Origin of the sequence: Deinococcus marmoris DSM 12784 (assembly GCF_000701405.1) — a bacterium.
GTDB classification, from domain to species: domain Bacteria; phylum Deinococcota; class Deinococci; order Deinococcales; family Deinococcaceae; genus Deinococcus; species Deinococcus marmoris.
The window spans coordinates 21,891-45,231 of sequence record NZ_JNIV01000010.1; the positions used below are offsets into that span (position 1 = coordinate 21,891).

At 66.1% G+C, this 23,341-nt stretch carries 19 protein-coding genes and 1 tRNA gene; 13 read left to right on the forward strand and 7 right to left on the reverse strand.

Annotated features, from left to right (window positions below):
- The first annotated feature begins 22 nt into the window (after positions 1-22).
- The 3 genes from coxB to Q319_RS0103620 all read left to right on the forward strand — a co-directional run bounded on the left by coxB (position 23) and on the right by Q319_RS0103620 (position 4,595).
- Positions 23-1,336 carry a cytochrome c oxidase subunit II gene (gene coxB / locus Q319_RS0103610; RefSeq protein WP_245618943.1) on the forward strand — a complete coding sequence of 438 codons (1,314 nt, stop codon included), beginning with the start codon at positions 23-25 and terminating at the stop codon, positions 1,334-1,336.
- Positions 1,333-3,798, forward strand: a complete 2,466-nt coding sequence (locus tag Q319_RS0103615; protein ID WP_029480601.1) for a cbb3-type cytochrome c oxidase subunit I — start codon at positions 1,333-1,335, stop codon at positions 3,796-3,798. The genes coxB and Q319_RS0103615 overlap by 4 nt, the downstream gene beginning before the upstream one ends.
- A 110-nt stretch (positions 3,799-3,908) precedes the next feature.
- Positions 3,909-4,595, forward strand: coding sequence for an SCO family protein (locus Q319_RS0103620; protein WP_029480603.1), 687 nt, complete (start codon positions 3,909-3,911; stop codon positions 4,593-4,595).
- A gap of 87 nt (positions 4,596-4,682) precedes the next feature.
- Here Q319_RS0103620 and Q319_RS0103625 read toward each other — a convergent pair whose 3' ends face one another.
- The gene (locus Q319_RS0103625) at positions 4,683-5,375 is read right to left on the reverse strand and encodes a Bax inhibitor-1/YccA family protein (RefSeq protein ID WP_029480605.1); all 693 of its coding nucleotides are present in this window, start codon (positions 5,373-5,375) and stop codon (positions 4,683-4,685) included.
- Positions 5,376-5,490: 115 nt separating this feature from the next.
- Between Q319_RS0103625 and Q319_RS0103630 the strand changes: the two genes are divergently transcribed.
- The 5 genes from Q319_RS0103630 to Q319_RS0103650 are packed head-to-tail and all read left to right on the forward strand — an operon-like array spanning position 5,491 to position 7,613.
- Positions 5,491-5,727 (forward strand): ferredoxin family protein, encoded by a 237-nt coding sequence (locus Q319_RS0103630; protein ID WP_029480607.1) that lies wholly within the window; start codon positions 5,491-5,493, stop codon positions 5,725-5,727.
- Positions 5,728-5,731: 4 nt separating this feature from the next.
- Positions 5,732-6,133, forward strand: a complete 402-nt coding sequence (locus tag Q319_RS0103635; RefSeq protein WP_029480608.1) for a DUF4149 domain-containing protein — start codon at positions 5,732-5,734, stop codon at positions 6,131-6,133.
- Positions 6,130-6,576, forward strand: a complete 447-nt coding sequence (locus tag Q319_RS0103640; protein WP_051655081.1) for a group III truncated hemoglobin — start codon at positions 6,130-6,132, stop codon at positions 6,574-6,576. The genes Q319_RS0103635 and Q319_RS0103640 overlap by 4 nt, the downstream gene beginning before the upstream one ends.
- Complete coding sequence (locus tag Q319_RS25330; RefSeq protein WP_051655076.1) at positions 6,573-6,878, forward strand: cupin domain-containing protein; 306 nt, start codon at positions 6,573-6,575, stop codon at positions 6,876-6,878. The genes Q319_RS0103640 and Q319_RS25330 overlap by 4 nt, the downstream gene beginning before the upstream one ends.
- Positions 6,879-6,899: 21 nt before the next feature.
- Positions 6,900-7,613 carry a Crp/Fnr family transcriptional regulator gene (locus tag Q319_RS0103650; RefSeq protein WP_051655077.1) on the forward strand — a complete coding sequence of 238 codons (714 nt, stop codon included), beginning with the start codon at positions 6,900-6,902 and terminating at the stop codon, positions 7,611-7,613.
- A 45-nt stretch (positions 7,614-7,658) separates the two neighbouring features.
- On the opposite strand, the gene Q319_RS0103655 is transcribed toward Q319_RS0103650, so the two are convergent.
- Positions 7,659-8,258 (reverse strand): hypothetical protein, encoded by a 600-nt coding sequence (locus Q319_RS0103655; RefSeq protein WP_029480615.1) that lies wholly within the window; start codon positions 8,256-8,258, stop codon positions 7,659-7,661.
- 149 nt (positions 8,259-8,407) lie between these two features.
- On the opposite strand from Q319_RS0103655, the gene Q319_RS0103660 reads away from it, so the two are divergent.
- From Q319_RS0103660 to Q319_RS0103670, 3 genes are all read left to right on the forward strand, one after another.
- Positions 8,408-9,382, forward strand: coding sequence for a polyprenyl synthetase family protein (locus Q319_RS0103660; RefSeq protein WP_029480616.1), 975 nt, complete (start codon positions 8,408-8,410; stop codon positions 9,380-9,382).
- Between the two features lie 394 nt (positions 9,383-9,776).
- Positions 9,777-11,021 carry a Glu/Leu/Phe/Val family dehydrogenase gene (locus Q319_RS0103665; protein WP_029480617.1) on the forward strand — a complete coding sequence of 415 codons (1,245 nt, stop codon included), beginning with the start codon at positions 9,777-9,779 and terminating at the stop codon, positions 11,019-11,021.
- A gap of 97 nt (positions 11,022-11,118) precedes the next feature.
- Complete coding sequence (locus Q319_RS0103670; protein WP_029480618.1) at positions 11,119-12,441, forward strand: Glu/Leu/Phe/Val family dehydrogenase; 1,323 nt, start codon at positions 11,119-11,121, stop codon at positions 12,439-12,441.
- A gap of 115 nt (positions 12,442-12,556) precedes the next feature.
- On the opposite strand, the gene treS is transcribed toward Q319_RS0103670, so the two are convergent.
- Positions 12,557-14,215 carry a maltose alpha-D-glucosyltransferase gene (gene treS, locus Q319_RS0103675; protein ID WP_029480620.1) on the reverse strand — a complete coding sequence of 553 codons (1,659 nt, stop codon included), beginning with the start codon at positions 14,213-14,215 and terminating at the stop codon, positions 12,557-12,559.
- A gap of 402 nt (positions 14,216-14,617) precedes the next feature.
- A tRNA-Gln gene (locus tag Q319_RS0103680) sits at positions 14,618-14,691 on the reverse strand.
- Positions 14,692-15,011: 320 nt separating this feature from the next.
- Between Q319_RS0103680 and Q319_RS0103685 the strand changes: the two genes are divergently transcribed.
- On the forward strand, positions 15,012-16,970 hold the full coding sequence (locus tag Q319_RS0103685) for a 30S ribosomal protein S1 (protein ID WP_034413612.1): 1,959 nt from the start codon (positions 15,012-15,014) through the stop codon (positions 16,968-16,970).
- A 253-nt stretch (positions 16,971-17,223) separates the two neighbouring features.
- On the forward strand, positions 17,224-17,829 hold the full coding sequence (locus Q319_RS0103690; RefSeq protein ID WP_029480623.1) for a TetR/AcrR family transcriptional regulator: 606 nt from the start codon (positions 17,224-17,226) through the stop codon (positions 17,827-17,829).
- Between the two features lie 28 nt (positions 17,830-17,857).
- Here Q319_RS0103690 and Q319_RS0103695 read toward each other — a convergent pair whose 3' ends face one another.
- The 3 genes from Q319_RS0103695 to Q319_RS0103705 form a co-directional block, all read right to left on the reverse strand.
- On the reverse strand, positions 17,858-18,838 hold the full coding sequence (locus Q319_RS0103695; protein ID WP_245618945.1) for a DMT family transporter: 981 nt from the start codon (positions 18,836-18,838) through the stop codon (positions 17,858-17,860).
- 142 nt (positions 18,839-18,980) lie between these two features.
- Positions 18,981-20,255, reverse strand: a complete 1,275-nt coding sequence (locus tag Q319_RS0103700) for a S41 family peptidase (RefSeq protein WP_081845873.1) — start codon at positions 20,253-20,255, stop codon at positions 18,981-18,983.
- A 139-nt stretch (positions 20,256-20,394) separates the two neighbouring features.
- Positions 20,395-23,331, reverse strand: a complete 2,937-nt coding sequence (locus Q319_RS0103705) for a hypothetical protein (RefSeq protein ID WP_245618947.1) — start codon at positions 23,329-23,331, stop codon at positions 20,395-20,397.
- Positions 23,332-23,341: the final 10 nt, after the last annotated feature.

Below are 23,341 nucleotides of genomic sequence, written 5' to 3' on the forward strand. Positions count from 1 at the left end.
GGCACAGGATAAGGAGCGGAAGTTGAATACCAAACACCGTCACAGCGGCCAGTCTCAGGGGACGCCCCCGCCACACGGGCGGACCCCACACCAGAAGCTGCGGCGCACGCTGAGGACCGCCCTCGCCGCAGGTCTGGGCGTCACGCTCCTGAGCGGCTGTGGTTCAGAGCAGCTCATCACGTTTGGGGATATGGCGTCGGGCTACAACCGCGAAGTCGCCTTCATGAGCATCTTTGCCATTGCCCTGTCGATCATTATTTTCGTGGGCGTGTCCTACGCGCTGTTCTTCACCGTCAACAAGTTCCGCGAGGAAAAGAACACCGCAGAGCCGGCGCAGTTCCACGGCAACAACCGCCTGGAAATCATTCTGGTGGTGGTGCCGGTGATCATCGTGATGTTCCTGGCGATCCTGACCGTGCGCAGCATGGCGATCCTCAATCCCGTCGCCGACACCTCCACCAAGATCGACGTGCTGGGCCGTCAGTTCTGGTGGAACTTCTCGTACCCCGAGACCAAGGCGGACGCGGGCGGCACGGTGGCCAACGGCAACGAAATGATCATGCCCACCAGGCAGGACGTGGCGCTGACCATCACCAGCGGCGACGTGATCCACGGCTTCTGGGCACCCAACGTCGGGGGACAGCGCGCGGCCATGCCCGCCACCCTCAAGACCTGGAACGTGGATACGGACCGCGCCGGCGTGTACCAGGGCAACTGCTCGCAACTGTGCGGCGGCAGCCACGCCAACATGCGTTACAAGGTGGTGGCGCTGGATCAGGAGCGCTACAACACCTTCCTGGCCGCCGCCAAGGCGTACCGCGCCCCCGAACCCGCCGCAGACAGCGCCGAGGCGCGTGGCTACGCCATCTTCATGCAGGGCAAGCCGGCCACTGGCGCGCTGGCCTGCGCCGCCTGCCACCGCGTGCAGGGCACGCCCGCAGCCGGAGCGGCTGGCCCGGACCTGAGTTTCTTCGGCACCCGCCGCACACTGGGCGCGGGCATGTGGGAATTCATGGAAGCGGAAAACCAGTGGGAAACCCCACGGGCCAAAGAGATCTTGCACGAGTGGCTCAAGCACAGCCCCCAGGTCAAGCCCGGCAGCCTGATGCCCACCTACGACGGCAGCGAGTATCTGGCAGGCGGCAAGAAGGTCAAGGGCGGCGTGCTGACCGACGAGGAACTCGACGACGTGGCCGCGTACATCCGCAGCCTGAAACTGCCCGAAGAGGCCAACTACTGGAACGACACGCCCGTCTACGGTTCACCGGACGCGGCTCAGAATGCTCCCGCAAAGATCGCCAAGACCTCTAGTCCCACACCGGGAGGCAACCAGTGACCATCCAGGCCCCACAGCAGATTCCCAGTCATGCTCCCTCTGCCCGGCCCAGCGCCTGGGAGGTCATCAAGGACTACATGATGACCACCGATCACAAAAAGATCGGCACGCTGTACATCCTGACCAGCCTGATCGGGTTCGCCATCGCGGGCTTTCTGGCCGTGGCGATCCGCATTCAACTGGCGGTGCCTGACAACACCTTCCTGATCGGCAACACCTACAACCAGGTACTGACCCTGCACGCCGCGCTGATGATCTTCTTCTTCCTGATTCCGATTGGCCTGTTCGGCTTCGGGAACTGGTTTCTGCCGCTGCAACTCGGCGTGCGCGACGTGGCGCTGCCGCGCATCAACACCTTTGCGGTGTGGCTGTTCATCTTCTCCCTGATTCTGGTCATCACGGGCCTCGCCAACGGCGGCGCACCCGGCGTCGGCTGGACCTTCTATTACCCGCTGAGCGTGGACGCCAACCAGACCGGCGTGGCCGTGCTGATGGTGGCCCTGACCCTCAACGGCATCGCCTCGCTGCTGGGCAGTGCCAACTTCGCGGCCACCATCGTCAACATGCGCGCCCCCGGCATGAGCCTGTGGAAGATGCCCATCTTCGTGTGGAGCATCTTTGCCACCTCGATCCTCCAGCTCATCTCGCTGGGCGGCCTGACGGCGGCGGCGCTGGTCACGTATCTGGAACTCAAGCTGGGCCTGAGCATGTTCAACCCCGGCATCGGCGGCGTTCCGGTGATGTTCCAGCAGTTCTTCTGGTTCTACTCCCACCCCGCCGTGTACGTGATGCTGCTGCCCTACCTGGGCATCGGCGCGGAGGTGGCCTCCACGATGGCGCGCAAGCCGCTGTTCGGCTACCGCGTGATGGTCTACTCGCTGCTGGGCATCGTGCTGGTCAGCCTGCTGGTGTGGGCGCACCACATGTTCGCCGTGGGCCTGCCCGAATCGTGGCAGATCGCCTTCATGATCGCCACCCTGATCGTGGCCGTCCCCACCGGGGTCAAGATCTTCAACCTGATCGGCACGCTGTACGGCGGGCGCATCATCATGAAAACCCCCACGTACTGGCTGGTGGGCTTCATCTTCAACTTCCTGATCGGCGGCATCACCGGCGTGGCACTGGGCATGATTCCCTTTGATTACCAGGTGACCATGTCGTACTTCGTGGTGGCGCACTTCCACAACGTGATGATGTTCGGCACCGCGTTCCTGGCGATGGCGGGCCTGTACTACTGGTGGCCCAAGATGACCGGGCGCTTCATGGACGAGAAGCTGGGCATGTGGCACTTCTGGCTGTTCATGGTGGGATCGTGGATGACCTTCCTGCCGCAGTACATCCTGGGTCTGCTGGGTATGCCCCGCCGCTACTACACCTACCCTGCTGGCAACTTCGCCTGGAGCGAGCTGAACTTCATCTCCACGGTGGGCGCGCTGATCCTGCTGGCCGGGGGCGCAGTGTGGTTCTGGAACATCTACGTCACTTTCAAGAAACCCATCACTGCATCCAACAACCCCTGGGGCGGCTACACGCTGGAATGGACTTCCTCCAGCCCCCCTGCCGCCTACAACTTCGCGCACGAGTTCCCCACCACCTTCCCCACCGAGCGCCCGCTATACGACTGGGAGAAGAACGGCGACACCCTGACCCCGGTGGACCCCAAGACCATCCACCTGCCGCAGGACAGCATCTGGCCCTTCATGACCGCCGTGGGTCTGCTGCTGATGGGCTACGGCCTGAGCTTCGGCTGGTTTACCAACTACACGGCAGCGGGCGGGCTACAGCCCTTCTTTGAAGCCTCTGCAAGCCACGTTTTTGCCAGTCTGGTGCTGTATGTCAGCTTCCCGGTGTTCCTGTACAGCCTGTTCAAATGGGCCGGAACGCGCGAGTACGCTGTGCCCGTCGCCCACCACCACCTGACCAAGTACGACAACGGCTTCATGGGCATGGCGTGGTTCATCATCTCCGAAATCGGGCTGTTCGGCGTGCTGATCGCCGGGTACGTGTACCTGCGAATCAGCGGTCTGGCCGATCCGCCCGCGCTGCGGCCCAACGTCTGGCTGGCCGCGCTGAACACGCTGATTCTGGTGTCGTCCTCGTTCGTGCTGCACCGCGCCGAGCAGGACAACCACCACGGCAAGCTCACGCGCTTCCGCCTGGGCCTGTTCATCACGTTGATGCTGGGCGCGGTCTTCATGCTGTTCCAGGTCTACGAATTCTCGCTGTTCGGTGCGGAAAGCGACTGGAAACAGAACCTGTGGCAGGCGTGCTTCTTCATCATCGTCGGCCTGCACGGTCTGCATATCATCATCGGCGGTATCGGTGTGGCGCTGCCGTACTACCAGGCCATGACCGGCAAGATGGACAAGTACAACCACGGTTCCATCACCCCGGCCAGCATGTACTGGCACCTCGTGGACGTGGTGTGGCTGCTGATCGTGGCAATCTTCTACGCCTGGTAGACAGGTTAAAGAGCAGCAAGAAACGGGAGGCGGGAACGGCAGAGATGCGTTCCCGCCTCCCTTTTTATCGTGGGGACACCCGCCCACAGCAAACGCCCTAGCCTGGGCGCATGAAATGGCTGACGGGCATCTTGTTGGGAGTGGCACTGATTCTGGGCGGGCTGCTGTTCGTGCGGCAGGCCAATCCGGGCGTGACGGCGGGAACGGCACTGGACAACCCGGTGACGTTGCCTGCACTGAAGCTGGTGAATGACCGGGGGCAGGCCACCACGCTGGATCACGGCGACGGGCGAATGCGGCTGGTCTTCTACGGCTTCGTGCGCTGCCCGGACGTCTGCCCCGCAACACTGGCGAGCCTGAAGAACAGCTACGAACTGCTGAAGCCGGAGCAGCAGCAAAAGCTCCAGATTCAGTTCATCACCGTGGACCCCACTTTTGACACGCCGAAGGTGGTCCGCGCCTACTTGGACCGTTTTGACCCGGCCTTCACCGGGCTGACGGGTCAGGCAGAGGTCATTGACGAGGCCGCCAGAGACATGTTCGTGGCGAACGTCAAACCGCAGCCCGTGATGGTCATGGACCACAGCGCCCACATGGAGACTCCTGACGCCAAGGGCGCGGGGAACGCCGAGGCTGCTGGGGCCGCAGCCACCGAGGCCGCCCGCATCCACGGCGATCAGGTCAGCGTGGTGGACCCACAGGGCCAGTTTGTACGCGCCTACAGCAACTCGGAAGTGATCAGCGGCGAGTTGCAGCGTGACCTGCCGGGATTGATTCAGATGTACGGGGGCGGCTGAGAAAAGCTGGAGACTCACCGGACTCCAAACAGAACCGCCCCAGTCAATGCCGGGGCGGTTCTTCTCTTACTGCTGGTGGGGCCGGGTTTAGTTGCGGCTGCCTCCGAACAGGCGCAGGATGAACAGGAACATGTTGATGAAGTCCAGGTACAGGCGCAGCGCTCCGTTGATGGCGGCGCGCTCGGCCTGCTCGCCTTCAATCCCGCTGAGGGCCATGTTCCGCAGCATCTGCGTGTCGTAGGCGGTCAGGCCCGCGAACAGCAGCACGCCGATGACGCTGATGCCAAAGCTCAGGGCGCTGCTGGCGACGAAGATGTTCACGATCATGGCGATGATCAGGCCGATCAGGGCGAACATGAAAAAGCGGCCCATCGCGCTCAGGTCCTTCTTGATCACGTAGCCCACCACGCTCATGGCCCCGAAGGTTCCGGCAGTGGTGGCAAAGGCGCTGATGACGGCGGTGGGGCTGTAGGCGAACAGCAGGGCGCTGAAAGTCAGGCCGGTCAGGGCGGCGTAGGCGATGAACAGCATTCCGGCCACCGTGCTGCTCAGGCGATTGGCGAACATGCTCAGGCCGAAGACCAGAGCGAGCTGGACCAGCAGCAGGGGCATCCGAATCTGCATGATCTGATAGGCGAAGGCTTCGTTCTGGGCGGTGAGAAAGGCGATTCCGGCAGTCAGGGCCAGCCCAGCGGCCATCCACGAGTACGTGCGGGCCATGAACGTGCGGACAATTTCTGCCGTTCGGGCCCCCGATTGGGGCATAGGATAGGTCTGCATACGTTCCATGATACGAGACCGGAATGGGAAACGTTCCCGCCCTGACGCCGCCGATCTTAAACGCCCCTTGACCTGGGTCATGGCCGTGCCCAGCGCCGTCTGCCACACTCTGGACATGACCCATATCATCACCAGTCCGTGTATTGGCACCAAGGATCAGGCTTGCACCGAGGTCTGCCCGGTGGAGTGTATCTACGACGCCGGGGAGATGTACCTGATCCACCCCGACGAGTGCATCGACTGCGGCGCGTGTGTCCCCGCCTGCCCGGTCAGCGCCATCTTCCCCGAAGAGGACGTGCCCGCCGGAGAGGAGAGCTTCATCCCCCGCAATTACGAGTTCTTCGGGGTCTGAGACCATGACGGCACTTGCATTGTTGTCCGGCCTCAACATCCTGCTGGTGGGCCTGTGGGTGGGCATGTACCTGTTCACCACCTTCGTGGTCAGCCCGGCGTTTACCGAACTGTTCCCGGATGCGGAGGTGCGCCGCAGCCACCGCCGACTGGTGGGGCGGCATTACGCGCGGGTGAATGGCCCGCTGACCGCCGTGCTGGGTGGGGTGGCGCTGGTCATGATCTTCACGGGCGGCGCGGCCCCGGTGTTGTGGGCGGAATTGCTGCTGCTGGCGCTGATCGGCGGGACGGTGGCCCTGCATGTCCGCCGGGCCTCGGTGGCGGGCGCAACCGTGCCCGGCTGGATCACCAACGTGACGCTGGGAGCCAGCGTGCTGCTGTGCGTCGCCGCCGTGGGGGCCGCGTGACCGTGCCTTCATCTGGACCGCTGCTGTTGACCGCCGAGGGAGACACGCTGTTCTCTCGCATTGGGGAGGAACGTCTGCGGGCGCTGCTGTGGGGCTTTTACGCCGTAGTTGTGAAGGACGAGGTGCTGGGGCCGATCTTCAGGCAACGCATCGGGCCATTTCCAGGGGCCGGGTGGCCGGTGCATATCGCGCGGCTGGAGGGCTTCTGGCGGGCCGTCACGGGCGGCCCCAGCGCCTACCGGGGGCAGCCCGGCCCGGCCCACAGCAATCTCGGCGCAGAGGCAGCCCACTTTGACCGCTGGCTGGCTCTGTGGGAAACGGCACTGGCCGAACACCTCGGTCCATCAGAAGCACAGGCCCTGCTGGTGATGGCGTCACGCATGCGGGTATCGCTGCAACGCTTCGCACTGGCCGGAGCCGCTTTACAGGGAGAAAAATCATGACCACCGAACACACAGACACCAAACACACAGACATTCAGCGCGCCGCACCTCCGCAGGTGCTGACCGCCACCCCGCACGGACGGTCACTGCTGTTCACGCTGGAGGCCGGGCAGGGCATCCCGCCCCACCGCCATCCCGGCGCGCAGGCCATTCTTACCGTCCTGTCGGGCGAGATTGAGGTCAGGGCGCAGACCACGCAGACGCTGAAGGCGGGCGAGGTGGCGGTCCATGATGGCAACGAACAGATCAGTCTGCTGGCCCTTCAGCCGGGACAGGTGCTAGTGACGCTGCTGGGCGGGTAAAGCATGGCAGCATAGACCCCTGTGACTCCCGAACGCGCCCTGGCCCTCCTGCGTCACGCCCCCATCTTTCAGGGCGCGCAGGAGGCCGATCTGTCGCCGCTGGCCGAACGGGGCCACTTCTTAGGGCTGATGCGTGGGCAACACCTGTTTCAGGCCGGGCAGCCCGTGGAAGCGCTGTATGTCGTCGCCAGTGGCAGCGTGCGGGTCTACCGGCTGGCGCGCGGCGGACGGCGCGAGCTGACCCTGCATGTGGAGGGACCGCGTCAACTGGTGGCCGGTATCGCCGCCTTCCAGAGTCGGGCGGTCTACCCAGCGCACGCCCAGGCCCTCCAGAGTCCCACCGAGGTGCTGGCCCTGCCGGTGGAAGCCGTGCGGCAGGCCGTGTTCAACACGCCGACGCTGGCGCAGGCGGTGATCGCCTATTTTGCGCGGCGACAGGCCGAGTTGCTGGGACGGCTGGACAGTCTGGTGTTCAGTGAACTGGGCGAACGGCTGGCCGCCTACCTGCTGGAGCACGCCGCCGAAACACCGCACGCGCTGCCCACCAATTCGGAACTGGCCGCGCTGCTGGGCACCGTGCCGGAAATCATCAGCCGCAAGCTGGGCGAGTTCTATCGGCTGGGCCTGATCGTGCTGGAACGCCGCACGGTGCGGGTCTGTGATGTGGCAGAACTGGCGCGGCTGGCGGGCCACACAGTGACAGCAGGGGACGCAGCAAGGGAGGCGGGGCGCTAGGGTCTCCCCCACCGCCCCGCCTCTTCTCAACTCTGTTTCCTGCGCTCAGTTGCCGTTCTGGCCGGTCCGTTCGCTCTGGAGACGGCCCTTGCCCACCGCGTCGTCCAGCTTGATGGCCCCGTGCTGGCGCATCAGGCTCAGGGCCTCGTCGGCGCGGGCGCTGCTGGGGTCACGGGCGATCACAATGACGTGGCCGTCGCCGAGGCCAGCGTTGAAGCGCTCGGCCTGTACCGGGGGCACGCCCATGCGGCGCAGCAGGGTCACGTAATCGCCGCTGTCACTGCCCGACAGCGCGCCGAACATGCCGCCCAGCGTCAGGCCGCCGATAGCGCCGTACATGATGCCCAGCAGGCCGCCCTCCTGATAGATGCGGGTGACCGGGAACACCAGGATCAGCAGCCAGATCGGGACGGTCAGCACCAGACTCGCCAGTGTCCCCACCACTGCGCCCCGGATGACGGCTGCCGATCCGGCGGGCGCGCCCTCTTCCGGGCTGACCCCCGTGGACTGCGCCAGCTCCTCTTCGGCCACAGCGTCGTTCAGGGCAAAGCCCAGATGATCGCGTTCAAAACCACGGGATTTCAGGGCTTCCAGAACGACCTTGGCCTGATCCGGCTCACGAAAGAGGGCAACGACGCTTTCCATGCCTGCATTTTTACCACGTACAGCGCAGAAAAGGGAGGGACAGAGAAGAAACGATCCTTTAGGTCCGGGCACGCGGGACTGCGGGCGCATCCCCCACCCTGCGCTTTCCGGTACGTTTTGCCCCCCCGCCCCCTCATATACTGTGGGCCATGACCGGCGTGCTGGCCCTGAGCGTTCCAGATGCGACTTTCGAGACGCGTCTGAAAGCGGTGCTGCGTTCGCGCGTGGAATTTATCGAGTTGATCGGTGACGATCTGGTGGCGGCGGGGGGCAAGCGCATCCGGCCCCTGCTGGCGCTGCTCTCGGCGCAGATGCTGGGGGCCTCGCCCACCCGCCCCGGCTGGGACGCCGTGCTGGACCTGGCGGTGTGCGTGGAACTGCTGCACTCGGCCTCGCTGCTGCACGACGACCTGATTGACGACGCCGACACCCGGCGCGGGCAGCAGTCCGCCTTCCGGCGTTTCGGCAACGTGGTCAGCGTGATGAGCGGCGATTTCATGCTGGCGCGGCTGCTGACTCTGCTCTCGGGCATGAGCGGCGGCCCGGCGCTGACCCGCGCCTTTGGCGAGACGGCCAGTGTCATCTGCGAGGGCGAGGTGCTGCAATTTCAGGTGGCGGCCTACCAGGAATACGATCTGGCGCATTACCTGACCGTGATCCACGGCAAGACGGCGGCCCTGACCGAGCTGGCCGCCAGCGCCCCGGCCACGCTGCTGGGAGCGGGTGAGGGCGCGCACGAGGCGCTGTGCATCTTCGGGCGCGAGTATGGGCTGGCCTTTCAGATGCAGGACGATCTGCTGGACCTGGCCGGAACCGAGGCACAGATCGGCAAGCCCGTGGGCGGCGACCTGCGCGAGGGCAAGGCCACCTACCCGTCCCTGCTGCTGCTGGACGGGCCGCACGGGGCCGAGGTACGCCGCATCCTGGAACGCCGCGCCGCGCGTGACGGCGATGTGGACCGCGTACGTGAGCTGGCGCTGGAGACGGGCGCATTCACGCGGACCCGCGAGGAAATCCGCCGCCGCGCCGCTCTGGCTGCTGCTGCCCTGCAAGCCTTTCCTGCCTCCGAGGCGCGGCACGCCCTGGAAGATTTGGCTCGCCGCGAGATCGAACGGGCGCGCTGAGCCGCCTCGTCGTCCTGCCTGAGCGGACAGCGCACCAAGGCTGACTTTTCAATCGACAGGTCTTCTGGACCGTCTCTCGCGGCATGGGAACTGGAAACGCTTCAGCTCTTCTCTTTGTCCTGGCCTCATGTTCTCGGCTTGACGGGCCGCATGGGCGGCGTTAGAACAGGGGCACAACATTTCCTGGGCCAGGCCCACTGCACGAGTCGGTCCGGTGATGACCGGGGCGTTGTCTATGTGTGTATGCTCCAAAGCAGACCATCCGGGCAGTGTGGACACGGTCCAGACATCCGGTCTGGCACCTGCGTCTATGCTTCGGTTCCACCCCTGTTCACTGGTCACCCCACCCCACCCCACCCCACCATTCACCCCATCCCACAAAGGAGAACTCTAAATGCGGGCATCAGGACTCAACTGGCAGGGCCTCATGGAGCAGCTTCAGCAGGCGCTGCCCCACTGCGACGTGACCGACGGGTCACTGGCCTATTTCAAGTACCCCAAACGCACTGTGAGCATGAACCTGCCGGTGCAGATGGACGACGGCACGGTGCGGGTGTTCAAGGGCTTCCGCACCGTCCACAGCACCGCGCGCGGCCCCAGCATGGGCGGCATGCGCCTCAAGGAGGGCCTGAACGCCCACGAATGCGAGGTGCTGGCCGCGATCATGACCCTCAAGGCGGCGGTGGCCGATCTGCCCCTCGGCGGCGCGAAGGGCGGCGTGGACGTGGACCCGGCCACCCTCAGCCCGCACGAGACCGAGGGCCTGGTGCGCCGCTACACCTCTGAAATCGTGGAGCTGATCGGGCCGCGCAAGGACATCCTGGCCCCCGACGTGGGCAGCGACGCGCAGATGATGGCCTGGATCATGGACACCTACAACCAGAACACCGACACCACGGTCAACGGGATGGTGGTGGGCAAACCGCTGCCACTGGGCGGCAGTTACGCCAGCAAGGACGCGCGGGGCCGCAGCGCCGCCCTGGTCACCGCCCGCGTGTTGAAAGAGGCCGGGCGCAGTCTGAACCGCGCTCCGTGCGCCGTCTACGGCTTTGGCGACGTGGGCCGCAAGGCCGCGCAGACCCTGGCCGCCGAGGGCGCGATGGTGATCGCCGTCAGTGACCAGAGCGGCGCGACGTTTGCCAGCGGCGGCCTCGATCTGGAGGCCCTGTCGCAGCACCGCGAGCTGTTTGGCACCGTGCAGGGCTTCGCCACCGACATCACCGTGGAAGAGCTGCTGGAGCTGGATGTGGACGTGCTGATGCTGGCCTACGATTACGGGGCCATCAACGCCAGCAACGCCCACGCGGTGCGCGCCGACTATCTGGTAGAGGCCACCAACCGCGCCGTGCTGCCCGAGGCCGAACGCTTTCTCAAGGGACGCGGCGTGACCGTGCTGCCCGATCTGGTGGCCAGTCTGGGCGGGGCAGTCGTCAACTACCTGGAATGGGTCCAGGACGCCAGCAACTTCTTCTGGACCGAAGAAGAGATCGAGGCCGCCATCGACGAGCGTGTGAACGCCGCCCTGGATACCGTGATGGAGTTCATGCGGACCCGCGACATCGATCTGCGGACCGCCGCCTACGCCGTGGCCCTGAACCGCCTGCACAACGCCACCGTGATGCGCGGGGTGTACCCATGAGCTTCAGGCAGAGGGCAGAAAGCCTTCGCCAGACCTCCCATCTTCCTCTTGCACAGTCCACAGCCCTCATCCCGCACCCCCAAAAAGGAGCCTCCGCATGACCGCCACCCAGGAACCCGAACACGTCAAGCAGAAGAAATACGGCGCGCACGACATTCCCAGCTACCTGGACCCCAACCACATCGGGCCGTATGAAATCTATCTGGAGCAGGTGGAGCGGGTCACGCCGTACCTGGGCAAGCTGGCGTACTGGGTAGAGACCCTCAAGCGGCCCAAACGCATTCTGGTGGTGGACATCCCGGTTCATCTGGATGACGGCACCGTGGCGCATTTCGAGGGCTACCGCGTGCAGCACAACACCTCACGCGGCCCGGCCAAGGGCGGCATCCGCTACCACCAGGACGTGACTTTAAGCGAAGTGATGGCGCTGTCTGCATGGATGACCATCAAGAACGCTGCCGTCAACCTGCCCTACGGCGGCGGCAAGGGCGGCGTACGCATCGATCCGCGCAAGTACAGCACCGGGGAAATCGAGCGCGTGACCCGCCGTTACGCCACCGAGATCGGGCTGATCATCGGGCCGGAAAAAGACATTCCCGCCCCCGACGTAAACACCAATCCGCAGACGATGGCGTGGATCATGGACACCTACTCGATGAACGTGGGCCGCACCTCCACGGGGGTCGTGACCGGCAAGCCCGTTGCGCTGGGCGGCTCGCTGGGCCGCGCGGACGCCACCGGGCGCGGCGTGTTCATCACCGGGGCAGAGGCCCTGAAGAAACTGGGGCTGCCGCTGGAAGGCGCGCGAATTGCCATTCAGGGCTTCGGCAACGTGGGGGAAGCGGCCTCGCGCATCTTCCACGATCACGGCGCGAAGATCGTGGCGATTCAGGACGTGACCGGCACCATCCACAGCGAGGCCGGAATTGACCCCGCCGCCGCGCTGGAACATCTGCGCCGCACTGGCAAGATCACCGAACTGCCCGGCAGCGAGGAAATCCAGAAAGACGAGTTCTGGAGCGTGGACTGTGACGTGCTGATTCCCGCCGCGCTGGAAAACCAGATCACGCTGGCGAACGCCGACAAGATCAAGGCCCGACTGATCGTGGAGGGCGCGAACGGCCCCACCAACCCCGCCGCCGACGATCTGTTGACCGAAAAGGGCGTGACCATCGTGCCCGACGTACTGGCGAACGCCGGGGGCGTGACCGTCAGTTACTTCGAGTGGGTGCAGGACTTCAGCTCGTTCTTCTGGACCGAGGAAGAGATCAACAAACGGCTGGACCGGATCATGACCGAGGCGTTCCTGAGCCTGTGGGCCGTGAAGGAGCAGCACAACGTGACGCTGCGGACCGCCGTCTACATCGTGTCCTGCACGCGGGTGCTGGAAGCGCGGGCGCTACGGGGACTTTACCCCTGAGCGCAGACGACAATCAGTAAAAAGCAGATGGCTGGGGAGACCCGCGCCATCTGCTTTTTTGTGCTTGAAATACCCTGAACTCGATTCCGAGAGCGGAGTTGCGGTTGGGGCGCGCTCAGTTCAGTCGCAGCCAGTAGTAGTCGTGACGGCCCATGATGACCGTGTACGGCCCATCGGTCACAGGCGGGAAGGGACTCGCGCCGGACAGCGTGACGGGCGTGCGGCCCACGTACTCGCTCAGGTCAAGGGTGGCGGCCTGGGCGTTGGCCCCAAAATTGCAGACGATCAGCAGCGTTTCGTTGTCGTGACTGCGGGTGAAAGCCAGAATAGAGTTGTTGTCGGTGTCCACGAATTTCAGGTCGCCGTGGGCAAAGGCCGGGTGCTGACGGCGGGACTCGAGCTGGCGGGAGGTCCACTGGAGCAGGCTGCCCGGATCGCGTTCCTGGGACTGCACGTTGACACGCTGGTAGCCGTAGACCGGATCGCTGATGGGGGGGAAAAAGCAGTCGGACGGCCAGGCGGTGGAAAAGCCGCCGCTGATGCCCGCGTTCCACTGCATCGGGGTCCGCACGCCGTTGCGGTCTGCCAGACCCAGATCGTCGCCCATGCCGATCTCGTCGCCGTAGTACAAAATTGGGCTGCCGGGCAGGGCCAGTAGCACGCTGTTCAGCAGCTCGATGCGGCGGCGCTCATTGTTCAGCAGCGGGGCCAGACGGCGGCGGATGCCCACGTTGATCCGCATGCGCGTGTCGGGCGAGTACGCCGCGTACATGAACGCGCGCTCGTCGTCGTCCACCATTTCCAGCGTCAGTTCGTCGTGGTTGCGCAGGAAGGTGGCCCATTGCCCAAACGATGGGATTTCCGGCATACGCCCCATGATCTCGCGGATGCTGGTGGTGTCCTCTTTCTTGAGGCTCATGTACAGGCGGGGCATCACCGGGAAGTTGAAACACATGTGGAATTCCGGGTCTTCCTCGGTCCCGAAGTACTCGGCCACGTCCTCGGGCCACTGGTTGGCCTCGGCCAGCAGCAGCCTGCCAGGGTATTCGGTGTCCACCATGCGGCGCATCTTCTTCAGAATCTCGTGCGTCTCGGGCAGGTTCTCGCAGTTGGTATCCTCGCGCTCGATCAGGTACGGCACGGCGTCCACCCGGAAGCCGTCCAGACCCGTGTTGAGCCAGAACCGCCCGGCATTCAGAATCTCCTCAATGACCTTGGGATTATCAAAATTCAAATCCGGCTGGTGAGAGAAGAAACGGTGCCAGTAGTAGCGCCCGCAGACCTCGTCGCGGGTCCAGTTGCTGGTCTCGGTGTCGGTGAAGATGATGCGCGCCCCGGCGTACTCGGTGGCGGTGTCGCTCCAGACGTAGTAGTCGTGGTACTCGTTGGGGCTGCCGTCGGGCAGGGTGGGGCCACGCCGCGCCGCCTGGAACCAGGGATGCTCGGCGGAGGTGTGGTTGGTCACCAGATCAGCGATCACCCGCAGCCCGCGCGAGTGCGCCTGGGTCAGGAAGAACTGGAAGTCCTCCATGCTGCCCAGGTCCGGGTGAATCCCCGTGTAGTCGGCCACGTCATAACCGTCGTCACGCAGCGGGCTGGGGTAAAAGGGCAGCAACCACAGGCAGTCCACACCCAGGCTCCGCAGGTAGTCCAGCTTGCCGGTCAGGCCCGGAAAGTCGCCCTTGCCGTCGCCGTTGCCGTCCGCGAAGGTGCGAACCGACAGCTCGTAGAAGACGGCGCTCTTGTACCACTGGGGAGGAGTCTGCTGAGTCATTGCCCACGAGTGTAATAGACCCAGGTGTATTAGAGAAGGGCTTTGGAATCGCTGCCAACCCGGAGGGTGAAAGAAATGCCGCGAGGACCGATGGTGAGAGTGCAGCGAGCTGGAAGGCAAAAAGAAACCCCTCTCCTACGGAGCTGTGCCGGCCAGTCTGCTTCGCAGCCAGCTTCCCTCAAAAGGGAGCCAGGGAGCGCAGAAGACCGTCCAGAACAGGAATCTCCTCGCCTCGCTTCTAAGAGGAGGTGCCCCGAAGGGGCGGACTCGTAGAGCTGCGAAGCAGAGGGGTTAAACCGTGGGAGCCACCCTGTAAACTCAACTTCGCTACATCTTGCAGCAGTTTAAACCAAAGCACCAGACAGCAAAAAACCCCGCCCTGAGACGAGGTTTTCTACATTCTGGTTGGGGCACAAGGACTCGAACCTTGATCGACAGTGTCAGAGACTGTTGTCCTGCCATTAGACGATGCCCCAGCGAGATAGGGGTGCTTTCCCCTAGGGGAAGGCGACAGAAAGTATAACGGGCAGGCCGGGAAGCGTCAAGCTCCGGGGAGCATCTGCGTGCTGGCGGGCCGTCTTCAGCGTTCCATCAGAAATGAATGGACCGCGTTCAGAGCGTGCTTGCTGCCCACACGCCGACTCTGGTACACTGATAGATGTTGCCGCGCCGTTGCGCCCGTGTCTCCCCCCCGCTGAATTAAGTTTTAGCGGAAGCAGGCCGAAGGACGCACGGCAGCAGTTTACAGAAGCTGGCTGTCAGGCGGAGTTCTGCCAGCCCAGGAGGACAGGAGTTCATGGAAGACAACACCCAGACCCCCGTGACACAAAACGGGACTCAGCCCCAGGCGGGCAATGAGACGGCCACCGACACCCAGGCAGCGGGCATGACCACTGCTGCCAGTGACGTGGAAACCACCAGCACCGAGGCCCAGGCTCCCGAAGCGCAAGCTCCCGAAGCCCAGACTTCCGAGGCCCCGGCCCCGGCGGCGCAGACTCCGGAAGCTCAGGCCCCAGCCGTTCAGGCCGCCCCCCAGCCCAGCAGCGCCCCCGTTGCTCCTGAGGAACGCGAATACCCGGCCATGACCATGGAGGACATCCTCGCCAGTGAGGCGCAGGAACCCCAGAGCGTCACGCGCGGGGACATCGTGGACGGCCAGATCGTGTTCATCGGCCAGGAAGGCATCGCCGTGGACATCGGCTCGAAGGTCGAGGGCATCATTCCCCTCAACCAGCTTGGCGATGAACCGATGACGCTGGAAGAGGCCCAGGCCATGTACAAGCCCGGCGAACAGATCGAGGCGTACGTGGTGCGCGTGGACCTGTCCAACAGCCAGATCGTCCTGAGCAAGAAACGGGCCGATCAGGACAAGGGCTGGCGCGTGCTGGAAAAGATGCAGGAGGCCGACGAGGCTTTCGAGGTCGACGTGCTGGAAAAGGTGCGCGGCGGTCTGGTGGCCCAGGTCGAGGGCATCCGTGCGTTCCTGCCCGCAAGCCAGGTCGATACCCGCCGGGTCAACGATCTGGACCCCTACGTGGCCAAGCCGCTGATGGTCAAGCTGATCGAGCTGAACCGCAAGCGCAACCGCGTGATCATCAGCCACCGCGCCATCATGGAAGCCCAGAAGGCCAAGGCCCGTGAAGAAACGGTCGGCCAACTGGAACCCGGCGCGCAGTTTGAGGGTGAAGTGGTCGAGATCACCGATTTCGGCGTGTTCGTCAACCTCGGCGGCATCGACGGTCTGGTTCACCGCAGCGAGCTGACCTACGGGCGCTTCAATCACCCCCGCGACGTGGTTACGGTGGGCGACAAGGTCCAGGTTCAGGTCATCGACGTGGACGAGGGCCGTGAGCGCATCAACCTGTCCATGAAGTCGCTGACCCAGGACCCCTGGGAAGGTGCGATTGACCGCTACAGCGTCGGCCAGCGCGTCAAGGGCAAGATCACCAACCTCACCAACTTCGGGGCCTTCGTGGAACTGGAATCTGGTCTGGAAGGTCTGGTCCACGTCAGTGAAATGAGCTGGACCAAGCGCGTGCGTCATCCCAACGAGGTCATGAAGGAAGGCGACGAGGTTGAAGCCGTCATCCTGCGGATCGACCCCAAGGACCGCCGCATCAGCCTGGGTATCCGTCAGACCACCGACGATCCCTGGAGTGCCCTGCCTGACCGCTACCCACCCGGCACCCCCGTCAAGGGCAAGATCACCGGCATGACCGATTTCGGCGTGTTCATGGAGATCGAGGAAGGCATCGAGGGCCTGATTCACATCAGCGAACTCGACACCGCGCGCGTCAACAACCCGGCGGACCTGTTCAAGAAGGGCGACGAGATCGAAGCCATGATCCTGAACATTGATCCCGTCGAGCAGCGCGCCAGCCTGAGCCGTCGCCGCTTCCTGGGCGGAGGCGCACCTCCCGCTGCGGGCGGTGCTGGTGGACAGCGTGATTACGTCAGCCAGGGCGGCGGCAGCCGCAGTGACCGTTACGGCGGCGCACCCGGCGGCGCACGCGCAGGCGGCGGTGGACGTGGTGGACGTGGCGGCGGTGCCGACTACAACTACAACGCCAAGGACGCCTCTCAGGGCGGCAAGATCAGCACCAAGCTGGGCGACGTGTACGCCGACCTGTTCGCGCAGTTCGGTCTGAGCAGCGACAAGAAAGACGACGCGGCCAGCACGGAAGCAGCCAACACTGAATCTGCCGACACCAGCAGTGCCAACAGTGACACCAAGACCGAGGACACCCAGGCTTAAGCCCCTTGAGGTTCTGAAGTCGAATTGAGGAAGGCCCGGATGCGAGAGTGTCCGGGTCTTCTTCGTTTTGAGTCGTATGGTGACGGGTTTGGGGTTGCCCTGCCAGCGGCACTCCCTGGCCCCCTCTGAGTACAACAGACTGATTGGCACAGCTCCGCAGCAGCGCCGCAGGAGAGGGGTTTTCATTTGATCGGGCCGGACCTCTTCGGCCCATCAGGTACTCTTTTCATTTCGTCGCAGGCGGGCGGGTATCATGCGGGGCGTGACCGTCCCACTGCCGCCCACCGTTGCCTATCCCCCCGACACCACCCGCACCCGCATTGGACAGGAGGCGGCGCGGCTGTTCGTGGCAAGCGGCTACCACGGCGTCTCCATGCGCGAGGTGGCCGAGGCGGTGGGCGTGACCAAACCCGCGCTGTACCACCACTATGCCGACAAGGAATCGCTGTTCCTGGCGATGCTGGACGGCGCGCTGGCCGGTCTTGCGCGGCTGATCGAACACGCCTCGGCCCAGAACGGACTGTCGGCGCAACTGGACACGCTGGTCAGCGAACTGGTGGACAGCGCCCCCGAGCAGCGCGTGGGCCTGCAACTGGCATCAGAACTGCGGCACGTCTCGCCGGAACGCCGCAAGACTTTTGAGAACGAATACCGCCGGATCTGGATGGGCGGCCTGAGCGCCCTGTTCGAGGCGGCCTCGGCGCGCGGTGAACTGCGCGCCGACATGCCGCCGCCCATGCTGACGCGGGCGTTTCTGGCCCTGATCTACCCGCTGGTCACGGGAACGCCGCCCACCGATCCGCAGGGCACAGCGCGGGCACTGTTGTCGGTGTACCTGGACGGTGCCAGACCGCGTTGACCGTGGGCTGAGCCTTCCCCTCCCCACCTCATTGAAGGGGTGGGGATTTTTCGTCGCCCCCATTAATCCTGCTTTCCACACCCGGCTTTCTGACCCCGCCCGATTCCGGCCAGTTCGCCAGCGTTGCCCCGATCAGAATGACGGCGGCCATGCCCCACACACTGGCGGGCAACCGCTCGTGCAGCAGCGCGGCGCTGAGGGTCAGGGCGATCACCGGGGCCAGCGCCTGCCACACGCTGGTGCGGGCCGCCCCCAGGACCTGCGCGCCGCCTGCCCAGGCCAGATAAGCGACGACATTGGCCCCCAGCGCGCTGAAGGCAATGCCCAGCCACGCCGCTGCTGGCACGCCCGTCTCCTTCAGGCCCGCGAATTGAAGGTGCGGCAGGGCGTACAGCAGGTACGGCACACTGCCCAGCGCCAGACTGAAGGCCACGAAGGGCAGCGCGCCAAGCCGCGCCGACAATGGACGATTAAACAGCGTATACAGCGCCCACACCACCCCGGCGGCCAGCAACCACAGCAGTCCAGTCAGGGTGACCGACACCCCCGGCACGCGCGTCAGGGCCAGCAGGCCCAGCAGACCGGCGAAGGCCACGGCCACACCGGCCCCTTGGCGGCGGGTGAAGCCCTGGCCCAGCAACAGGCCCAGCGGTAGCACCAGCACGGGCACCAGCCCGTTGACCAGTCCCGCCACGCCCGCCGGATTCAACTCGATCCCAGTTAGAAAAAATGCCTGAAACAGCGTGTTGCCCAGCAGCCCCACCCCAGCCACCGTCAGCCAGGTCCGGGCGTCCCAGCGCGGCCAGCCGTGGGCGCGGACGGCCAGCGTGACCAGCACGGTTCCAGCGGTCAGCGCCCGCACGGTGTTGGTGGTCTCGGCATTCAGAACGCCCAGCACGGCTTTCAGCGCCACCACGTTTGCGCCCCACAGGAACACGGTCAGCAGCACGCCCGCAAGGGCCAGCCGAACCTGCCGTTCAGGGGGGGCCGGGGAGGAATGAACCGTCACAACTGGGCCGTCACGGAAGTGAGCATACGCTCCAGGCCCACCGCAGCCCCAGCCGCCCGCACGTCCCAGCGTCCCACGAGGCCCAGTTAAGACCTTGTGATTGCCGGAACTTTCCAGGCTTCAGGCGTTCAGGCCCCAGGACTTATTTCGCCGCCCGCGTGGCCAACGCCTGTAAGGCCGCTTCCAGCGTCACGTCCCGGCCCTGTTCGGTCAGTGCCACGATGTCGCCGGGGGCCAGCACGTCGGGCGTGATGCTGTCGGGCAACGCCTCGCCCTTCTCGTTGAAGGCGCGCAGGACCGTCACCGAGACCACGCCGCCATCGGGGAGCGGCTCGAAAACTACGCCGCTGTTGCCCACACCGCGCGTCTTCTCGCCCACGGCGATGGCCCCAGCCCGCTGTGCGTAATAGGTGAAGACCTCGGCGCAGGAGGCGGTGTTCGGCCCCACCAGCACGGCCACTGGCCCCTTCCAGACGGCGCTGCCGGGGGGGACAGTCTTCATGTTCAGGAAATTGCCGCGCGTGCCGTTCACGCCAGTAAAGCTGTAGGTGGACAGCCTGCCGTTATAGCGGGTCTGGGATTTGTACTCCACCGGGGCAAAGACGCTGGCGGCGGCCACGCACTCGGTGAGGCTGCCGCCGCCGTTGTAGCGCAGGTCCACGATCAGCTCGCGCGCCCCTGCCGCCTGCGCTTCCTTCAGCCGGGCCAGAAACAGTTGCGAGGCATCGCTGGGCAGGAAAGTGGGATACGAGATCACCGCCACCTTGCCGTCTGTGCCCGTCCAGGCCAACGTAGGCACGTCGCGGGCCAGCAGGGACTGGGTGCTGAGGCTGAGGGTCAGTTCCGGGCTGGCAGGTCGCCGGACGGTCACACGGATAGGCTCGGCTGCCCGCTCCAGCCGGATAAAGTCGTTGGGGCCAATGGGCGCGTTCTCGCCGCCGCGTTTGCCTGCCGCTGCGCCGTTCACGGTGGTCACCAGATCGAACACGCGCAGGCCCCCAGCCTCGGCGGGACTGCCGGGGATGATCGAGACCACCAGCAGGCCGCCCTCGGCGCGTGCCAGCCGCGCTCCGGTGCGCTGAACGGCCAGATCCTGCGTCACCTCGCGCAGCCGCTCGGCCCCCTCCGGGTCACGGACATTGGTGTGGGCGTCGCCAAATTCCTTGAACAGGTCGGTCAGGACATCGCGGCCCGTGGCATAGGGACACGCCTCGCCCTGATCCGAACAGCGCACACGCAGCAGGGCGTCGTACTTCTCGCTCAGGGCTTTTAAATCCGCCGTGGACCAGCCGTAATACTCGCGCGCGACCTGCCGCGTGGCCGACTGGAACAGGTCGCTGGCTGGACTGGCCCCCGCCACGGGCAGGGCGAGCAGCAACGCCGGAAACAGCGCACGCGGAAAGCGGTTATAGGGCACACCCCAGCGTAAGCCCCCGCAGGTGGGAGGCGTGAGGGGCGCGGTTTCAATCTGCGGACGGCGCGGCGCGGAAAGCCCTGAGCCGCCCTGAGCCACGCAGTAAAATCAGATCGTCGGCAGACCCAGGAAATGTTCAATCTCACGGTAGAGACGGCCAACCTGGGGACTCGCCCCCAGCCCCTTCCAGCAGCCACAGGGCGTCGCCGGGACGCAGATGGGCCAGGGCTTCGGCGCGCGGGCCGTGCAGACTTCGGAGCAGCGGCCACGCGTCCCCCCCAGCTTCCAGCACCCGCCCCAGCGCCCGCCACATGCCCGCACGGAAGGGGGCCAACGCCGGGTCTGCCAGCGCCGCGCGCAGCCAACGGACCATCTGTGGGCCGTCACCGATGGTCAGGGCGGCCTCCAGCGTGAGCAGTTGCGCCTGCAAACCGGGATCGGGCGTGTCATCCAGTCCCGGTTGCACGCGGCGCAGCAGGGCGTGGGCGCGGTTCAGATCGGCCAGCGCCTCGGCGGGACGGCCCGCGCGCCACTGCACCTCGGCGCGCATGGTGCGGGCCTGGGCTTCCTCGTACGGGTGGGCGGCCAGGGCCAGGGCGCGGGTCACGCAGTCCAGCGCCGCCGCCGGGTGGGGTTCGGCCAGCGCGCGGCTGAGGTACATGTCGAATAGCAGAATGCTGTCGCGGTCACTTCCGGGCGTGGCCTCCCCAATCAGGCCGTCCAGCAGCGCGCGGGCCTGCTGCAAATCAGGGTGATCCCGCAGCGGGCCGAGCAGGGGTTGCAGGTACGCGCCGCCCAGCCCGCGCGTCAGGTAGGCCAGGGCCACGCGGTAATGGGTGCGGCGCTGACGGTACTGGACCTCGGCGGGGCGGGCGCTGCGGCCTGTCAGCAGGGCCAGGGCCTGGACCGAGGCCGCCAGTGCGTCGTCCGGGCGGCCTAGCGCCAGCAACAATGGAATCCCTTCCGACAGCAGGCGGGCGCGGGGCACCCCATCGGCGTGACGGCGCGGATCGGGGGGGAGCAGGTCCAGGGCGCGATTCAGGGTGGCGTGGGCGTCCTCCAGCAGACCCAGACGGCGCAGGGCGGTGGCGCTGCGGGCCAGCACGCGGGCGCGTTCCTCCTCTCCGGCCCCCGCCGTTTCCAGCCGGGCCACGGCGTCGCGCAGGGCGGCCAGTGCGGCGGCGGGCTGACCCAGGCGCAGGCGCAGGTCACCCTCCTGATAGCGGGCACGCGCAGAGAGCAGCGGGCTGGAAGGCGGCACCGAGGCCAGCGCCCCCAGCGCCTCGTCCCAGCGTCCGGCATCCTTGGCGATCAATCCGCGCCACAGGCCCGCGCGGGGGCCGCCCACTGCCGCACGCGGGTCCATGACGGCGCGGGTGGCCGCTTCCAGATCGCCCGCCCAGCGCGCCAGGGCGGCCTGCACCAGCAGCGCGTCGGCGCACGCACTCACCGCCCAGGGATCACGGGGGGGCGCGGTAGACAGGAGCAGGGCAGAGACCTCCGGGTGGGCCAGTTGCTCTGCCGCCGCCGCCATGTTTCCGGCCTCCAGACTGCTCTCGGCCAGCTTGACCCGCGCCCAGGCCCGCACCGGGGGGCGCGTGGCCTCCAGCAGCGTGAACAGGGCGTCGCGCAGCCCCGAATCGTGGTAGTCGCCCCGGCCCGCGTGGTGGCGCACCACTGCCCCCGCCAGATCGTCGCGGGTCTCCCCCACCGCGCCGTGGCGGATGGAGGGCCACAGCGGCGGCAGCCAGCGGGCGTCGTCGGGCTGCGCGCGAATGTGGGCCGCCAGTGCCGCCCAGTCCTTCAGCGCTGCCAGCGCGGCCAGTCGAACGGGCCGCCCTGGCTCAGAGGTCAGCCCGGCCAGTCGGCGCAGCGCCCCAGCACGGTCTCTGGCCTCGGCCCCCTCCCAGGCGGCGCGCAGGGCGGGCGCAGGGGTCCAGCCCAGCGCGTCCGAACCGGCCAGCAGGGCGCGGGCATGGGGCGGCAACTGACGGAATTCAGCGCCCAGCGCGGTCCGTAGCAGTTCGGGGGGCCAGGAGGTCACGGGCACGTGCGGCGTGCTGGCCGCCAGCGCTGCCGTCGCCGCCACCAGACGACAGATATCAGGGTCCGTCCACAGGTCCGGCGCGTCCGCGTTCGTCTCGCCGCCGCGCAGGCGCACCAGCAGACTCAGGCGGTCCAGGTGGCGTCCGGTCTCGGCCACCAGTGAATCGGCCTCCGCGCGGGCAATGCCCAGACGGGCCATCAGATAGCCGCGCGCCTCGGCAGGGGTGGGCGGATGCAGGGTGATGGTCTCGGGGGGCGGCAGGCCGAGACCATCGACTGAAACCTTTTCCAGGGCCAGCAGCACGGCCAGCCCTGACGGTGCGGCGCGCAGCAGGTGTTCGGCAGCCCAGCGTGCCGGGGAAATCACCGAACCGTCGGCGCTGCGCGGCGGGCCACCCGCGAAGCTCAGATCATCGGTCACGCGCACCAGCAGCGTGCCGGACGCCGGAAGCTGACGCCGCGCGGCCTCCATCTGCGCCGCCGCGAGCTGCGCGTAGGCCGTGCCGGGCGCAGCTTCCAGTTCCAGCAGACGGGACACCTCACCGGACAGAAACAGTTTTTTGACGGGCAGGCCCGCCTCGCGCAGCGCCGCGTCCAGGCTGTCCAGCAGGACGGTCTTGCCCGCCCCGGCCCGCCCGGTCACGATCAGCCGGGGCGCGCGGCCCGCCCGCACCCCGGCCAGAAACTGGCGGTAGGCGCGTTTCTTGCTGCGGCCCAGCAGTTCCAGTTCGGCGGGCAGCGGGGGGGGCGTGGGGACGGCTGGCGTTGCGGGCAGCGGGCGGCCCGCCTCAGCCGCAAGCCCGGCCAGGATGGCACGCAGGATTTCCCGGTCCGCCGCCGTACCGATGTCGCGGTAGATGATGTTCCGCACCGCCGCGCCCCCGGCCCCTCGCGCCCGCATCTGGGTTTCCAGCCAGCGCAGACTGCCGCGCCGCACCGCCGTATCCCCGCCGCCCGCATCCGGGGGCAGGTGGGCACGCAGGTCAGCCAGCACCGCCTTGTAATCCACGATGGTTCCCAGGGTAGCACCCACGGGAGCAAAA

Coding starts and splice junctions, on each gene's coding strand:
- Q319_RS0103670 (WP_029480618.1), top strand. CDS start 11,119: ATGACCGCCACCCAGGAACCCGAACACGTCAAGCAGAAGAAATACGGC.
- Q319_RS0103620 (WP_029480603.1), top strand. CDS start 3,909: ATGAAATGGCTGACGGGCATCTTGTTGGGAGTGGCACTGATTCTGGGC.
- Q319_RS0103660 (WP_029480616.1), top strand. CDS start 8,408: ATGACCGGCGTGCTGGCCCTGAGCGTTCCAGATGCGACTTTCGAGACG.
- Q319_RS0103685 (WP_034413612.1), top strand. CDS start 15,012: ATGGAAGACAACACCCAGACCCCCGTGACACAAAACGGGACTCAGCCC.
- Q319_RS0103665 (WP_029480617.1), top strand. CDS start 9,777: ATGCGGGCATCAGGACTCAACTGGCAGGGCCTCATGGAGCAGCTTCAG.
- Q319_RS0103655 (WP_029480615.1), bottom strand. CDS start 8,258: ATGGAAAGCGTCGTTGCCCTCTTTCGTGAGCCGGATCAGGCCAAGGTC.
- treS (WP_029480620.1), bottom strand. CDS start 14,215: ATGACTCAGCAGACTCCTCCCCAGTGGTACAAGAGCGCCGTCTTCTAC.
- Q319_RS0103625 (WP_029480605.1), bottom strand. CDS start 5,375: ATGCAGACCTATCCTATGCCCCAATCGGGGGCCCGAACGGCAGAAATT.
- Q319_RS25330 (WP_051655076.1), top strand. CDS start 6,573: ATGACCACCGAACACACAGACACCAAACACACAGACATTCAGCGCGCC.
- Q319_RS0103635 (WP_029480608.1), top strand. CDS start 5,732: ATGACGGCACTTGCATTGTTGTCCGGCCTCAACATCCTGCTGGTGGGC.
- Q319_RS0103630 (WP_029480607.1), top strand. CDS start 5,491: ATGACCCATATCATCACCAGTCCGTGTATTGGCACCAAGGATCAGGCT.
- Q319_RS0103690 (WP_029480623.1), top strand. CDS start 17,224: ATGCGGGGCGTGACCGTCCCACTGCCGCCCACCGTTGCCTATCCCCCC.